The following is a 13,602-nucleotide window of genomic DNA, read 5'->3' as shown; positions in this document are numbered from 1 at the left end:
TTACTTTTCCCCTTTCAAGGATTTCAGAGCCTCTAAGGCCGCGTCCACGCTCATGTCCCCGCCGGACAGGCGGGAGAGTATCTCGGAGCGTTCCTCTTTTTTGCGGGCCTCCTGGGGCTCGGGCCTGTCGTCCAGCCTGAGGGCGCTGAGGGCTGCGTCCAGCATATTCTTTACCGTAGGGTAGCTGACCCCCAGGGTCCTCTCCACCTCCTTGATGGAGCCCCGGCAGCGGAGGAACACCTCTACGAACTGCAAGTGCTTCTCCTCTAGGGTGCAGAAGCGGCAGGGGGTGAACTGGCCGGAGAGCTCCGTGTGGCAGTTTGGGCAGTGGAGCCGGGTGACCTGCATGGGCTCGCCGCAGACCGGGCACTGGGAGGGGGCGTGATAAGTTTTCATAGTATTATCCCTTTCCTTTCTATATGATGTGATATATGGTGTGTTTAAGTTCCGATTTGCTTTCTATGCTTGCATTATATACCAGGTTTTTAAGAATGTCAAGCGTAAAATCAATTTTTTTAAGAAATTTCTTTAATTATTTTAATTTTAGACTTTAACAATACAGTAGTTGTGATAATAAGAGAGAAAAAGCAGCCCCTCCGGGGGGGTTACGCTCCGGAGGGGCTGTTTAGGGCAGTTATCTGTTATTTGCCTCGGGCGGCTTCGTAAAGGGAAAGCATAAGCTCAACAGTATTTGAAACGCCGGAGATATCGTTCATAAACCGCCTGCCGCTCTGCACACAGCGGTAGAAATCCTCTATGCAGCGCCTGTGGCTGCTGCCCCAGTAGGCCTTGCCGGGGACGGTGGGGTCCTGGGCGGTGTAATCCTCCTGCTCTATGCGGCCGTCACGCCAGAAGCGGGTGAAGCGCTCCCCCTCAAGGCGCAGGGTGGCGTTTTCACAGCTGAGCTCGAAGAGGATGGGCGCGTCCAGGGAGTAGTCCGTGGCGGCGTAGAACAGGCCCCGCTTATTCCCGAAGTCCAGGGCGGCTTCTAGGGTGTCCTCTACCTCTATGACCCCTTTAAGGTGACGGTTGGAGAGGCTTGCGCCCAGCACCTGGCCGGGGCCCAGGAGGTAGGCCATCAGGTCCAGGGTGTGTATGGCCTGGTTTATCAGCGCGCCGCCGCCTTCGGTGGCAAGGGCTCCCCGCCAGCCGCTTTCGGTGTAGTAGGCCGCGTCCCGCCGCCAGGTGACGAAGCCCCGGGAGCCCAGGACTTCGCCCGCTTCGCCGGAGTCAAGCAGGGCTTTGAGGGCCCTTGTGCTGCCGTTATAGCGGTTCTGGAAGCATATGCCGACCCCAACTTTATCCTCAAGCCGATTAAACTGTGCCCATTGGTCGCGGTCTATTACCGGTGGCTTTTCGGTAAAGACGTTTATCTGAAGGTCCGCCGCCTGTTGGGCCATGGGCGTGTGCAGGTAATGGGGGGTGCAGAGGTGCAGCACGTCTATCTGTTCGTGGGCCAAAAGCTCGTCGAGGGAGCCGTAGGCTTTGCCGCCGTATTTTTCCGCCATAGCCTGCGCCCGCTCCGGGAGAAGGTCCGCGAAGGCCAGAAGCCGGGCTTCGGGCATTTCACTAAGCGCCCGGGCGTGGACCTGGGCTATGCTGCCGCAGCCCACTAGGGCGCATTTTAGAGGGACCGTCATGCCTGCACCTCTTTTCCGTCCAGCCGTGCCAAAATCTCCCGCAGGGAGGAAAGGGCCAGTTCCCAGGCTTCGGGCTGGGTCAGGGCGGAGCGGCGCTTCTGGGGGTCCTGCTCAAGGGCGCTGAGCCCTGCGAAGTCCGTCAGGTGGGGCTCCAGGGACAGAAAGCCTGTCCAGCCGGAGCCCAGCAATCTGCCAAGTATCTCCTCTACCTGACCTATGCCATGGCCGGCGGGGACGATCTGCTTCTCTTTTGAAGCGTCCTTGATGTGCACGTATTCTATGTAGGGGCGGAGCCTTTGGAAGGCCTCGATAGTGGGCTGGCCCACCTCGAGAAAGTTCGCAAAGTCAAAGACCGCCCGGAGGTTTTCAGAGCCCAGCTGCTCCATAATGTCCAGGCAGCGGGGGGCCGTGTCGCCGTAGATGGCCTTCTCGTTCTCGTGGAGCAGCACCGCATCCCAGCGCTTGGCCTCCTCCGCCATGGCCGAGAGCCGGTCCATCACCTTGCCTCGGTACGCCGCCGGGTCGGCGTTTTGGGGCAGATAGAAGCTGAACATACGGAGATATGGGGCGGAGAGCTCCTTTTGGATCTCTAAAGTGCGCTTCAGCTTGTCCATATGGGCCGCAAAATCGTCCTCTATGCCGATCTTGCCGATGGGGGAGCCGAGGGACGAGACCTTTATCCCCGCAGCGGAAAGTTTCTCCCGGACTTCCCGGAGCTTTTCGCCTGTCAGGTCGGAGACGTTCACGTTGTCGATGCCCCGGAGCTCGATGTGGGACACGCCAAGACGGTTTAAAGCCGCCAGCTGTTCGTCGAAGATTGGTGAGTATTCGTCGGCAAAGCCGCTTATGACGGCCTGTTCCTTTATGCTTATCATATATTGCCCTCCTGCGTATGAGTTTGGTTGCTATGCCAATTATAGCATGAGGGCCGGGAATGTCAAGGCCGATTGACCACCCCCGCGAACAGGGGCATACCGTCCGTGGTGTGTATCACGAAGATGAAGGGCCGGTCAAGGGTGAAGTCGATTATTTCATCGGGGCCCATCGCGGCTCCCGCAGCTACCATTATCTCCACATAGGAGGCGGCGGTACAGCCCTCCTCGTCCACCATGACCCGGGCGGCGTGGTTCACTTTGCTTATGCAGACGGGAATATCGCCATCCATCAGCGGGCTGAAATCGCTGATATCGGGGTCGAACGCGCTGGTCATGCCCAGGGATTTCAGCGGGTCTATCAGGTCGTTATTGGAGGACACGTCGAACTTGGGCAGGGCCAGCTTTATCTTGGCCCAGGTGCTCTCCTCCCATTCGGGGGTGTTGGGGTCGGCCCTGCGCAGGGCCTGCCAGGAGAGGAAGTCCCAGAGGTCGCTGCCGTCGGCCAGGAGAGCGTCGACGCCGCTGTCCTCGTCCGGCAGGAGGAGGGTCATGCCCGCGCCGCCCTGGAAGGACAGGCTTGTGGCGCCGAAGTGCTCCCCCCGGAAGTAGTCGCCAGAGACGCTGCGGTGCATGAAGTCGCGCTCAATGTCGCCCTCCGGGGCGTGGAAGGTTTCAGTGGCGGTCAGGTCCTCGGGGAACATATCGTGCCAGGAGGCCTTGAAGTAGACAGTGCTCATCAGGGTCAGCAGCGTGGAGGGGTCCATTTGAAGGCTGTTCGCGCTGTCCTCCAGCAGGTTCCGGGTCTTCTCGTTGGTCCAGTCCTGGAGGAGCTTATTATATTCCTCGGTGCCGGGCTGGCCCCGGAAGCTCTCGGCGAAGTGGTCCCCCGCCAGAATGTCAAGGGTCTCCTGCTTATAGTCGATGGAGTTATTGAGCCATATGGAGTTGGCAAGGTCAGTTTCGCCGCCGTAAAGGTTCAGGGAGCTCATGAGCCACAGACCCTGGGATTGGTTACGCAGGCTCTCAAGGTCCGGCGCGCCCAGTAGGTCCAGTATCTGCCCCTGTGTGGAGCCGCCGGTCACCTCCGCGGCCATGGACAGGGCCATATAAAGGTTCAGCGGGGAGTATATCTGGTTCTCGCCCCCATGGCTGGAGAGTATCTGCCGGGTGCTCCTCTCAAAGAAGGGGGCCAGGGCTTCGGCGTGCCGGGGGAGTTCCTCGCGGAAAGCCTCCACCCGGGAGGTGATGTCGGAGAGCTCCCTTTCCTGCTCCTCGGTGGGGTAGTTCTCGAAGGAGAGTTGCGGGAGCTTTGGACCCGCCAGCTTGCCGCTGCCCGCGAACAGGGGCTTTGTCCCTCCTGTTGTTCCGCCGCTAAAGGCCACCACCGCCGCCGTGACGGCCAGCAGCACCGCCAGTATTATCAGCGCCAGAGTAAGTTTTTGACTGCTTGTAAGCTTCATAATGAACGCTCCTCTCATGATTATTCAGTTATCTGGTTTACAACGCCCATGTATATGGGCAGGCTTTCATTGCCGATCACCATAAACAGGAAGGGCCGGTCAAGCCTGAAGTCCAGCTCCTCCTCCGGGGGCGCGGAGGCCCCGGAGACAGGCGCTATCATTACCGACGCGGCCTCGCAGCCCTCCTCGTCGAGGGACACCCGACAGGCGTGCTTTACGCCGGTGAAGGAGAAATCCTGGTCAGCGATGGGGGCAAAGCTGCCGGAGCCGCCCTCAAATATGCCGCTTACGCCCATCTCACGAAGACCCGGGGCCATGTCCATATCGGAGGTTATATCGAACTTGGGGACGCTCAGATTTATGGTGGAATAGCCCTTGTTCTCCCACCCCGCCGGGTCCTCAAGGTAAGCTGATATGAACCGCTTATACTCGGGGTCGGTCAGGAGCTCGTTGGGGGAGGCGCCCTCCTCCGGCAGGACAAACAGCAGCTCCTGGGAGCCGTACATATACTTTGCCGTGGCGGTGAAATTCTCCCCCTTATAGTATTCCCCCTGGCCGGACTGATTCATGAAGGTGCAGGGCTGGTCCATATAGGCGGCGTGGAAGGTTCCCTCCTCGTTGCCCGAGGGGCTGAACTCATGATACCAGCGGGCCTTGTAATAGATGGTGCTGTCCAGATACATAAGGGTGTCTGTCTCAAGCTCCGGGAGCCTGCCGTCCAGATAGCCCTCGGTCTTTTCCTTTAGCCAGTCCAGGTGCATAAGGTCGTATTCTTCGCTGCCCATGTCGCCTCTAAAGCTGTCGGCAAAGTAGTTCTCCGCCAATATATCCAGCACCGGCTGCTTGTAATCCACGGTGTTTGAGAGCCATAGGGAGTTTGCCAGAAGGCAGGTGCTGTCGTCACGGGCAAAGCTTGCGCACCATATGCGCCGGGCGCTGTCCCGCAGGTCGGTGATGTCGGGGCTGCCCAATAGGTCCAGTATCTCCTCCTGGGGCCCGCCCTCGCAGAGCTCGGCGGACATGCCCAGGACGGTATAGAGGCTGACGGGGCTGAATATCAGGTTCTCCTCATTATCGGCGGTCAGGAAGGTCTCGGCGCTTTCGGCCCAGAAGCCGCCCAAGCGCCGGGAGTATTCGTCACGCCTGTTGAAGTATTCCCTGCGGCCCTGCTCTATCTTTTCCCACAGTCCGCTGTCATCGTATCCACAGGAGCTGCTTTTGCCGCCTGCGACCTCGTCATGGGCATAGGGGCCTTCGACTGTCTCCGCAGCAGTCTCCGCCCGGGAGGAGCCGGGGTACTCTGCTCTGGCAAGTTGGGCGGAGCCGGTATAGAGGGGCTGCACCACGGGAGAGGGAGAACTCAAAAACGGCAGGGCGATAAGAGCCAGCGCCAGGCACGCGGCCATGGGGACCAGGTACCGGCGGCGGGAGCGGGCGGGTTTTGCGAACTCTATCTGGTCGTCGCGGATATCCGTGACAGCATTAAAAAGGTCTTCGGGTCTCATATTGTATAGCCCTCCTTTTCAAGGTGGTTTTTAAGGGATCTTCTAAGCTGATAGGCGCGCTGTGAGAGCGCCTGGGGGGTCTCCTCCATACGGGCGGCCACGTCCGAAAGGCTGTCGCAGAACCAGTAGCGCCGCACAAACAGCTCCCGGTCCCGGGGCGGAAGCTCGTCCAGCCACCGGGTGATAACGCCGGTAAGGGCCCGGGAATCCACCTGGGCGTCCAGGGTATTGCTGTCCGGCAGGCAGTCGGAGAGCTCCGAGAGCAGTTCCTCCATGCCGGGGCAGCGCCTTTTCGCTTTTAAGGAGCGGTACCTTGAGACGGAGAGGTTCCGGGTGACCCGCCCCAAAAACGCCCGCAGGGACCGGGGAATAAGGGGAGGTATCTGCCGCCAGGCGGCGAAAAGGGTGTCGCTGACGCACTCCTCGGCCTCCTCGGGGGAGCCCAGCAGGTTCAAAGCTATTTTATTGCAGTAGGGGCCGTACTTTCGCCGGGTCTCGGCGATGGCCCGCTCGTCCCGGCTGTTATATAGGTCGATGATGCGCATATCCTCCACGGGGAACCCCTCCTTGAAAGGCCTTTCATGTATATAGTCGCAGAAAATCCGGGAATATTGAAGGGGTCTGAAAAAATTTTTCCCCTGCCGGGAGATGCCGACGGTGTTGACAAACCTGCCCTTCGCAGGTTATAATAATGTCATGATAGTCGGGCTCCCCGGCGAGACGGGAGGACAGAGGAAACAAATATGGGTATTTGCGCCATTTTTCGCTTGAGGAAATGACAGGGACATGACAAGCATTCCCGCCGCAGGAGGCGGAGGGCTGCTTTGCCGTGTCTCTTTCTAAGGTTTACTCAACTTTGCGAAAGAGGTGCTTTTTCATGCCCAAAAATACCCGTTACCCAAAGGGAACCCCTCTTTGGGCTTCACAGAATTTCCTGACAAGCAGGGCCGGGATACGAAGGCTCATAGGCCTTGCGGATATTGGGAGCTCTGACCACGTGCTGGAGATAGGCCCGGGCAAGGGGCATATCACAAGGGAACTGCTTCCGCGGTGCGGGCGGCTGACCGCCGTGGAGCTGGACCCAAGGCTCTGGGCGGGGCTCCGGGAGCGCTTTGCGGGAGAGGATAAGCTGGAGCTTATCAAGGGGGATTTCCTCAAATACCCGCTGCCAAAGGGGCCCTATAAGGTGTTCGCCAACCTCCCCTTTTCCGGGACCAGCGCCATACTCAAAAAGCTGACCCGGGCCGGACGCCCTCCGAGGGCGGCGTGGCTCATAGTGGAGCTGGGCGCGGCCAGGCGCTTTACAGGGACGGGCCTTGCGTCCTATGCCATCAGGCCGTACTTCGACGTGAGGATAGCCGCTAAAATACCCAGGACGGAGTTTCATCCCATGCCGGGAGTGGACGCCGCCCTTCTGGAGCTCAAGTGCAAAAGCGTCCCGGACCTGCCCTGGGAGCTGCAGGGGGAATACAGGACGTTCCTGGAGCGGGCCTTCAGAGCGGGTCCCAGGAGTCTTTTGACAAAAAGGCAGATATCCGCTGCCCTTAGGAGGGAGGGCCTGCCGCCTCTTTGCAGGGACGGGAACATGGAGTATGTCCAGTGGCTCTGCCTTTTCCGATGGTGGCGGGAATTTTACCGCTGACTATACGTGTGCCCTTGCGTTTCCACATATCATTTGGTATAATGATATGGTAACGGTTGGGCACACTATAAATATGGGCATGAAAAGGAGGCGGAGGAATGGCTGGGGACAATAAGAACGGCTTTATGAAGGGCGCGGCGATCCTCTCCATCTCCACCCTGGTGGTAAAGGCCCTGGGGCTGCTGTTCTCCATACCCCTTGCGAACTTTATAAGCGCCGAGGGTATGTCCTATTTCTATGGTGCGTATGATATCTTTACCATCTTCCTGGTGCTCTCCACCGCCGGGCTGCCTATCGCCGTGTCCCGGATGGTGGGCACGGCCAGCGCAATGGGCCGACGCAGGGAGGCGGACCAGGTCTTTTCCGTGGCCTTCTGGCTGTTTTTCGGCATAGGTCTTCTGGGGTGCCTTGTGATGCTGTTTGGCTCAAGGCAGATAGCGGGGCTTTTGGGCAAGCCCGGGGCGGCGGGCACTATAGTGGCCCTTGCGCCAACGGTGTTCTTTATCGCCATAACCTCCGCTATCCGCGGCTACTTTCAGGGACGCTCCAATATGGTGCCCACAGCCATGTCCCAGGTCATCGAGGCGGTATTAAAGGTGGCCGTGGGCATAGGCCTTGCCTATTACATTATCTATAAGTACAACTCCGACGTCTGGGCCGCCGTTGGGGCAATATCCGGCGTGTCGGTGAGCTCGGGGCTGGGTATGGTGTACCTGGCCTTCTGCAAGCTCCGCCAGCGCAGAAGGGACAGGACCCTGCCCCAGGACGAACACGCTGTCTCAAGCCGCCGGGATATGCTCACGGCCCTTCTGCGCTTTGCGGTGCCCATAACCCTTGGGGCCTGCTTTTTAAGCGTTCTTGATTTTGTGGACAGCGCGGTGCTTATGGACAGGATGAAGACGGCGGCGGACTTTAGCCAGTCCCAGGCCGACTGGTACAGCGGGGTGCTGGGCAACGCAAGGAAGTTCTTCGACCTGCCGGGGTCCTTTGTGGTGCCCATCTCCACAAGCCTGCTGCCGGTGCTCTCGGGGGCCGTTGCCTCCGGGGACAAGCCCCAGGTGCGGCATATCTCCTCCATGTCCATGCGCATGACTCTGCTTATCTCCATACCCGCAAGCGTGGGTATGTCCATATTCGCAGAGCCCATCTGCCAGCTGCTGCTGTTCAGCAGCTCGGAGGTGGCGGCGGGAACGGCGCGGCTTTTACAGGTGCTCTCGATGGCAATAGCCTTCAGCAGCACGGTCTATACCACCAACGCCATGCTCCAGTCCTTCGGCAGGACCACAAGGCCGGTGCTGGACATGGCGGTGGGGGGCGTGGTAAAGATAGGAATCTCCTATGTCCTTTCGGGGATACCCGAGATAAACGTGATGGGCTCGGCCGTAAGCACGGTGGTCTCCTATCTTGTGATAGTATTGCTGAACCTTATGGCCATCAGGGAGAGCTTCCCCAGCATGGACAGCGTTATAGGCACGGCGGCCCCCATGCTGCTGTCGGCGGGGCTTATGGGCGCGGCGTCCTACGGGGCCTATCTGGGGCTCTGCCGGTTTTTGACGCCAAGGCTGGCGCTGATACCGGCCATTGTGGTGGCTATAGGAGTATACGCGGCCTGTGTGGTGCTGTTTAGGGCGGTGAGCTATGAGGACGTGTGTATGCTGCCAAAGGGGGAGACAATAGCCCGGCTATTGAAGGTGAAAAGGGCCGTGCGCCCAAGGCATATGATGACGAAGACCGTGGCTACAAGGCCCCCCAAGGGCGGGCGGCATATGCGGAATATGTAGTTCCATTTGTAGTTCCATTATAGAAAGGTGAGATAATATGAAGGTCACGTTTATCCTGCACAGCGGCTATTTTGTGGAGCTTGACTCCTGCTGTCTGCTGTTCGACTACTGGAGGGGGGATATCCCACAGTCGGATAAGCCCCTATACGTGTTCGCGTCACACCACCACGAGGATCACTTTTCCCCGGAGGTGTTTAAGGAGGCCCGCCCCGGGCGGCGGGTGCGCTTTATTCTCTCGAAGGACATCTTTGAGAGCCGGGTGCCGGAGGAGCTTCGGGAGGCCGCTTTGTTCGTGAAGCCCCACGAGACCTACGAGCTGGAGGGCCTGCGGCTGGCCACCTTGAAGTCCACGGACGAGGGTGTGGCGTTCCTTGTGGAGTGTGAGGGCAAACGCATCTACCACGCCGGGGATCTGAACTGCTGGGTGTGGGAGGGGGCCCCCAAGTGGCAGAACGACATGATGGAAAAGGCGTATAGGGAGGAATTAAGACTCCTTGAGGGCAAGGACATCGACGTGGCCTTTGTGCCTCTGGACCCAAGGCAGGACGCGGACTTTGACCTTGGCATGAGGTACTTCTTCGAGGCGGCTGGAGCCGAAGCGGCTGGAGCCGCTCACGTGTTCCCCATGCATATGTGGGAGGACTATACGGTGGTGCCCCTCTTTAAGGGCACGCCCACATACAAGGAGTATGCTCCCCGTGTGATGGACGTGAAGGAGCCGGGACAGGTTTTCGAGATATAGTATAGTAAGGGGGACGGGCGTATTGCCCGTCCCCTTTTTGCTGTGGTATAAGGTACGCAAAGCGTACCTTCGGAGTTTATGGTATAATGACCTTCGCCCTGGCATGGCCCTCTGGAGTTTGGGTAACCTGGAGACGATTTGTTATGCGGCTCTGGAGCTCCTGCACGTGGGAGATGACCCCTATCATGCGGCCGCCGGACTGTAGGAGGGCCAGGGCCTTCATGGCTGCGTCCAGGGTCTCGGAGTCCAGGGAGCCAAAGCCCTCGTCGATGAAGATGGAGTCCAGGCCCACCGCCCCGCTGTGACTTTGGACCACCTCCGAAAGCCCGAAGGCCAGGGACAGGGAGGCCAGGAACTGCTCGCCGCCGGAGAGGGTCTCGATGGACCGGGGCAGCATGGAGGCCCCGTCCAGCACCTCCAGATCCAGGCCGCCCATGGCCCCGCCGCCCCTGGGGCAGTCCGCCAGCTGTAAGGCATAGCGTCCCCGGCAGAGCCGCTGGAAGAAGCGGTTGGCGGAGACCAGCACCTCGTCCAGGGTAACGCTCAGGACGTACTGCAAAATTGGGGTCTTCATGGGGTTGGACCCGGAGAGGGCCCGGCTCAGGCGGGAGACCCGGCTGAACCGGGCGGAGAGCCCGGAAATCTTTTGGTCCAGCTCTCGTATTGAGCCCAGGGCCGCACGGCGGGATCTGAGGGCGCTCCTTGTCTCGCCGATGGCCTGGGAACTGCGCTGGCTCTCCTCCCGGAGGTCCTTCGCCGCCTTAGTGAGAGCGGGCAGGTCCAGTGGGTCAGGGTGTTCCGCCCGGAACCCAGCCAGCCCCGCCTTCGCCGCCGCGCCGGCTTCTTTTGCCAGACGCAGAGCCTCCCGAGCCCCGGCCAGCTCCTGGGCCCGGAGCCCGGCGGTCTCCCGAAGGGACACGGCCTTTTTGGCAAGGCTGTCTGCCAGGGTCTCCTGCTCCTTTATGGCGCGCTCCAGGGCCCGGGGGTCCGCGCTCTCAAGCCGGGAGAGGGCCCCCTCGGCCTGGCGCTCCAACTCACCGGCCCGAGCGTTAAGGGCCGAGAGCCGGGACATCTTTTGGGCCCGCTCCTGCTCTATGGCCTCCCGGCGGGCCCGAAGCTCCTCAAGGCGGCTGCCGGCCTTTTGCAGCTGGGCCGCCAGCTTCCGGGCCTCGGCGGCCCTGGCGGTTACTTCGGCCAGCAGCGCGGCGGCCTTCTCCGGGGCGGGGCCGTCTTTGCAGAGCTCCTCCTGCCGGGACAGGGATTCCCGGGCTGTCTTTAAGCTGTCGGCTCTGGCCTTTACAAGGCCCTGGGCTTCGCTTAGAGCTTCACGGGCCCCCTTCTCGCCAGCGCGCAGAACGTCTAACTCCCGGGGGGACAGGGCGCTGCGCACCGGGTTTCTGGCGGGGGCGGGGTGGTGCACGGAGCCGCAGACCGGGCAGGGCCGGGCCTCCTCAAGAGTACCGGCAAGCTCCAGGGCGGCGCTGCTCCTTAGAAGGGCTTCTTGCTCCTTTAAGCGCAGGGAAAGGGTCTCCCACTCCACCCGCCGCCGTTCCGCCTGGGCTTCGGTTTCCTTTAGGGCCTTCTCCGCTTCTGTAAGCGCGGCGCGGCGGCGGGCAAGCTCCTCCAGGGCGGCGCACTGGCCCTCAAGGGCCTGCCGCCGCTCCAAAAGCTCCGGCAGACGCAGGTTGGCCTCCCGGCAGCGGCCCTCGTACTCCGCCCCCTGCTCCAGGCGTTTTGTAATGTCCTCCTGCTCCTTTTGGGCGGTTTCCAGTTCCTTTTTCAGGTTATTTTGCTCCCTCCGGGCCAGCTTTGCCTTGTCCGAAGCGTCCAGGGCGGCGGTGAGCTGGGAGAGCGACCCGTTAAGGCGCTCCCGCTCCCGGGCGGCGGCGGTGGACTTCTCCTGGAGCTCTGCGGCCTCTTTGAGCATATGGTCGGTTTTGTGGGCGGACTTCTCCAAGGTCTCCGCCCGGGCTGAGGTCTCGGAGAGCCGCGCTTCGGCCTCCTTTGCCGCCCGGTCCAGGCGCAGGAGCTCCCCGGCGGCTTTCAGCCGGGTCTCGGTCTCTGAGAGCTTTTTGCCGTTTTGGTCCAGCCGGGTGATAAGCTCGGAGAGCTCCTTTTCCAGCTCCGCCACCGACTGCTCAAGGCTTTCCGTGTCCTGTGCGCCCTCCTGGCGCAGAAGGGTATCCCGCAGGTTTTCCGCGTCTCGGGCTTCATTTTCCAGGAACTTTTCCCGCTCTCGGAACTGCTCCCGCAGCCGCTCCCAGACCTCGGCGGAGAACAGTGTGCGCAGTATCTCCCCCTTCTCCCGGCTGCCCGCCCGCAGGAGCTTTAGAAAGTCCCCCTGGGGCAGGACTATCACCTGACGGAACTGCCGGTAGTTGAGGTGTAAAAGCTCCTCGGCCTTATGGGTTACGGACAGGGCGCTGCCCCCGGCCAGGAGCTCCGGCCGGCCGTCGCCGTCCAATAAGAAGCACTCGTGGGTTTCTCTAAGCTCCGTCTCCCTGGAGCGCTTTGTGTATGTGTACTGGCGGCGGCAGAAGCGGTAGACGCTGTCCCCCAGGGTGAAGTCGAACTCTATAAGGGTGTCCAGCTCCGGGGGCGCGCTCATGCAGCGCATACCGGCAAAGTCCCGGCCCTCGCCGGTGGCACGGCAGTACAGGGCAAAGCACATGGCGTCGAGAAGAGAGGTCTTCCCGCCGCCGGTGGGGCCGGAGATAAGGAAGATGCCCCCGGGACCGAAGCCGGTGAAATCCAGCTCCGTCCTCTCAAGATAGGGCCCGAAGGCTTGGATTAGCAGACGCAGGGGCTTCATGGCTGTACCTCCCTCCATATCTCTCTGAACAGTTCCAGGTCCTCCCCATCTGTCTCAAGGCCGCAGACATCCTTCATAAAGGCGGTGAACACCGCCTGCTGGTCCCGGCCGGAGAGCCTGCCCGCCCGCTCCCCCGGGGCCTTCAGGGTCCAGCTGTTGGTGACGGACAGTAGGTTCGGATATCTCGGGCGCAGGCGCTGGGCGGCAAGAAGCACCGGGTCCCGGTCCGTAAGGTGCAGCTCCACGTAGTCCTCTGAGGAGCCGGACATGAGCTCGTCGAAGGAGCCCTCTATTCTCCGCACGTCCCGAAGTGGCGTTATGTCCCGCTCTTGGCAGCTTATCCTGCCGTGGGATATCTCAAGGCGCAGAAAGCACTTGCGCTGGCCCGCTTCGCCTATGGAATACTTTAGGGGCGAGCCCGAGTACCGGGCGTTTTCCCCGGCGGGCTGGGGGCCGTGGAGGTGGCCCAGGGCCACGTAGTCAAAGCCGGCGAAAACCTCTGGGGACACCTGGCCGCTGCCGCCCACAAACACGCTCTCGGAGTCGCTGAGAGAGGCCCCGGCGGCAAAGCAGTGGGCCACCAGCAGCCGTGGCAGCTTTGGGTCCAGCTTGGGTCTTATCCGGTCAAGAAGGGCGCCCATACAGGCGGTTTCCCCCCGCAGATCGCTGTCACAGAGGAGGTCCCGAACCGCGGAGGGGTCGCAGTAGGGCAGCAGGGCGAGCTGGACGGTCTCGCCACCCTCTGAGAGGGTGACGGGCTCCATGGCCTCCTCCAGGGTGGTGGCTATGTACACGCCGCTTCTTCTCAGGGCGCTTTTCATTATGGCCATGCGCCCCGCGCCGTCGTGGTTGCCGGAGACGGCAAAAACCTTGCAGCCAAGGTTTACCAGACGGTCCAGTACGCCGTCAAACAGACGGATGGCTTCTATGGCCGCCACTTGGCGGTCGTATATGTCCCCGGCGATTATAACCCCGGCGGGGTGTTCCCGCTCCACGGCGGGGAGGAAGACGTTATAGAGAAAGTGCTCCTGGTCGGAGAGAAGGCTGCGGCCGTAGAGCATACGGCCCAGGTGCCAGTCTGAGGTGTGATATATCAGCATGATGTGCCCCCTTGGATTTAAAGCGGTACTCTATATAGAATTAAC

Annotated in this window: 11 protein-coding genes; 3 read left to right on the top strand and 8 right to left on the bottom strand. The window is 60.9% G+C overall.

What is annotated here, in order from left to right:
- The 6 genes from ADH66_RS17825 to ADH66_RS17800 all read right to left on the bottom strand — a co-directional run bounded on the left by ADH66_RS17825 (nucleotide 1) and on the right by ADH66_RS17800 (nucleotide 6,025).
- A complete protein-coding gene (locus tag ADH66_RS17825) occupies nucleotides 1–396 on the bottom strand; it encodes a DUF2089 domain-containing protein (protein WP_066538020.1) in 396 nt (131 codons plus the stop codon).
- A gap of 245 nt (nucleotides 397–641) precedes the next feature.
- Nucleotides 642–1,640 carry a Gfo/Idh/MocA family oxidoreductase gene (locus tag ADH66_RS17820; protein ID WP_066538028.1) on the bottom strand — a complete coding sequence of 333 codons (999 nt, stop codon included), beginning with the start codon at nucleotides 1,638–1,640 and terminating at the stop codon, nucleotides 642–644.
- Nucleotides 1,637–2,515, bottom strand: coding sequence for a sugar phosphate isomerase/epimerase family protein (locus ADH66_RS17815; protein ID WP_066538030.1), 879 nt, complete (start codon nucleotides 2,513–2,515; stop codon nucleotides 1,637–1,639). Before ADH66_RS17815 ends, ADH66_RS17820 begins: the two co-directional genes overlap by 4 nt.
- 62 nt (nucleotides 2,516–2,577) lie before the next feature.
- Nucleotides 2,578–3,975: a serpin family protein gene (locus ADH66_RS17810; RefSeq protein WP_066538034.1), complete on the bottom strand. Its 1,398-nt coding sequence runs from the start codon at nucleotides 3,973–3,975 to the stop codon at nucleotides 2,578–2,580.
- A 20-nt stretch (nucleotides 3,976–3,995) separates the two neighbouring features.
- Nucleotides 3,996–5,480 carry a serpin family protein gene (locus tag ADH66_RS17805; RefSeq protein WP_066538035.1) on the bottom strand — a complete coding sequence of 495 codons (1,485 nt, stop codon included), beginning with the start codon at nucleotides 5,478–5,480 and terminating at the stop codon, nucleotides 3,996–3,998.
- Entirely contained in the window at nucleotides 5,477–6,025 is a 549-nt protein-coding gene (locus tag ADH66_RS17800) for an RNA polymerase sigma factor (RefSeq protein ID WP_236757262.1), read from the bottom strand. The genes ADH66_RS17805 and ADH66_RS17800 overlap by 4 nt, the downstream gene beginning before the upstream one ends.
- 332 nt (nucleotides 6,026–6,357) lie before the next feature.
- On the opposite strand from ADH66_RS17800, the gene ADH66_RS17795 reads away from it, so the two are divergent.
- The 3 genes from ADH66_RS17795 to ADH66_RS17785 all read left to right on the top strand — a co-directional run bounded on the left by ADH66_RS17795 (nucleotide 6,358) and on the right by ADH66_RS17785 (nucleotide 9,645).
- Nucleotides 6,358–7,122 carry a ribosomal RNA small subunit methyltransferase A gene (locus ADH66_RS17795; RefSeq protein ID WP_066538037.1) on the top strand — a complete coding sequence of 255 codons (765 nt, stop codon included), beginning with the start codon at nucleotides 6,358–6,360 and terminating at the stop codon, nucleotides 7,120–7,122.
- 98 nt (nucleotides 7,123–7,220) lie between these two features.
- Nucleotides 7,221–8,903: a putative polysaccharide biosynthesis protein gene (locus ADH66_RS17790; protein WP_066538038.1), complete on the top strand. Its 1,683-nt coding sequence runs from the start codon at nucleotides 7,221–7,223 to the stop codon at nucleotides 8,901–8,903.
- A 37-nt stretch (nucleotides 8,904–8,940) separates the two neighbouring features.
- Nucleotides 8,941–9,645 (top strand): MBL fold metallo-hydrolase, encoded by a 705-nt coding sequence (locus ADH66_RS17785; protein ID WP_066538040.1) that lies wholly within the window; start codon nucleotides 8,941–8,943, stop codon nucleotides 9,643–9,645.
- Nucleotides 9,646–9,721: 76 nt separating this feature from the next.
- Here the strand turns inward: ADH66_RS17785 and ADH66_RS17780 are convergent, their stop codons facing one another.
- Entirely contained in the window at nucleotides 9,722–12,457 is a 2,736-nt protein-coding gene (locus ADH66_RS17780; RefSeq protein ID WP_066538055.1) for an AAA family ATPase, read from the bottom strand.
- Complete coding sequence (locus ADH66_RS17775) at nucleotides 12,454–13,557, bottom strand: exonuclease SbcCD subunit D (protein WP_066538058.1); 1,104 nt, start codon at nucleotides 13,555–13,557, stop codon at nucleotides 12,454–12,456. Before ADH66_RS17775 ends, ADH66_RS17780 begins: the two co-directional genes overlap by 4 nt.
- Nucleotides 13,558–13,602 lie beyond the last annotated feature (45 nt).

The sequence above is a fragment of the Acutalibacter muris genome, from assembly GCF_002201475.1.
Lineage (GTDB): Bacteria > Bacillota > Clostridia > Oscillospirales > Acutalibacteraceae > Acutalibacter > Acutalibacter muris.
Note: the sequence above shows the minus strand (reverse complement) of the source record. Positions and strands in the feature narration are given on the sequence as shown.

Bases quoted from the DNA above. Each gene is read 5' to 3' on its own strand.
- ADH66_RS17785 (WP_066538040.1), top strand. From the start codon at position 8,941: ATGAAGGTCACGTTTATCCTGCACAGCGGCTATTTTGTGGAGCTTGAC.
- ADH66_RS17780 (WP_066538055.1), bottom strand. From the start codon at position 12,457: ATGAAGCCCCTGCGTCTGCTAATCCAAGCCTTCGGGCCCTATCTTGAG.
- ADH66_RS17810 (WP_066538034.1), bottom strand. From the start codon at position 3,975: ATGAAGCTTACAAGCAGTCAAAAACTTACTCTGGCGCTGATAATACTG.
- ADH66_RS17795 (WP_066538037.1), top strand. From the start codon at position 6,358: ATGCCCAAAAATACCCGTTACCCAAAGGGAACCCCTCTTTGGGCTTCA.
- ADH66_RS17775 (WP_066538058.1), bottom strand. From the start codon at position 13,557: ATGCTGATATATCACACCTCAGACTGGCACCTGGGCCGTATGCTCTAC.
- ADH66_RS17800 (WP_236757262.1), bottom strand. From the start codon at position 6,025: ATGCGCATCATCGACCTATATAACAGCCGGGACGAGCGGGCCATCGCC.
- ADH66_RS17825 (WP_066538020.1), bottom strand. From the start codon at position 396: ATGAAAACTTATCACGCCCCCTCCCAGTGCCCGGTCTGCGGCGAGCCC.
- ADH66_RS17790 (WP_066538038.1), top strand. From the start codon at position 7,221: ATGGCTGGGGACAATAAGAACGGCTTTATGAAGGGCGCGGCGATCCTC.
- ADH66_RS17805 (WP_066538035.1), bottom strand. From the start codon at position 5,480: ATGAGACCCGAAGACCTTTTTAATGCTGTCACGGATATCCGCGACGAC.
- ADH66_RS17815 (WP_066538030.1), bottom strand. From the start codon at position 2,515: ATGATAAGCATAAAGGAACAGGCCGTCATAAGCGGCTTTGCCGACGAA.
- ADH66_RS17820 (WP_066538028.1), bottom strand. From the start codon at position 1,640: ATGACGGTCCCTCTAAAATGCGCCCTAGTGGGCTGCGGCAGCATAGCC.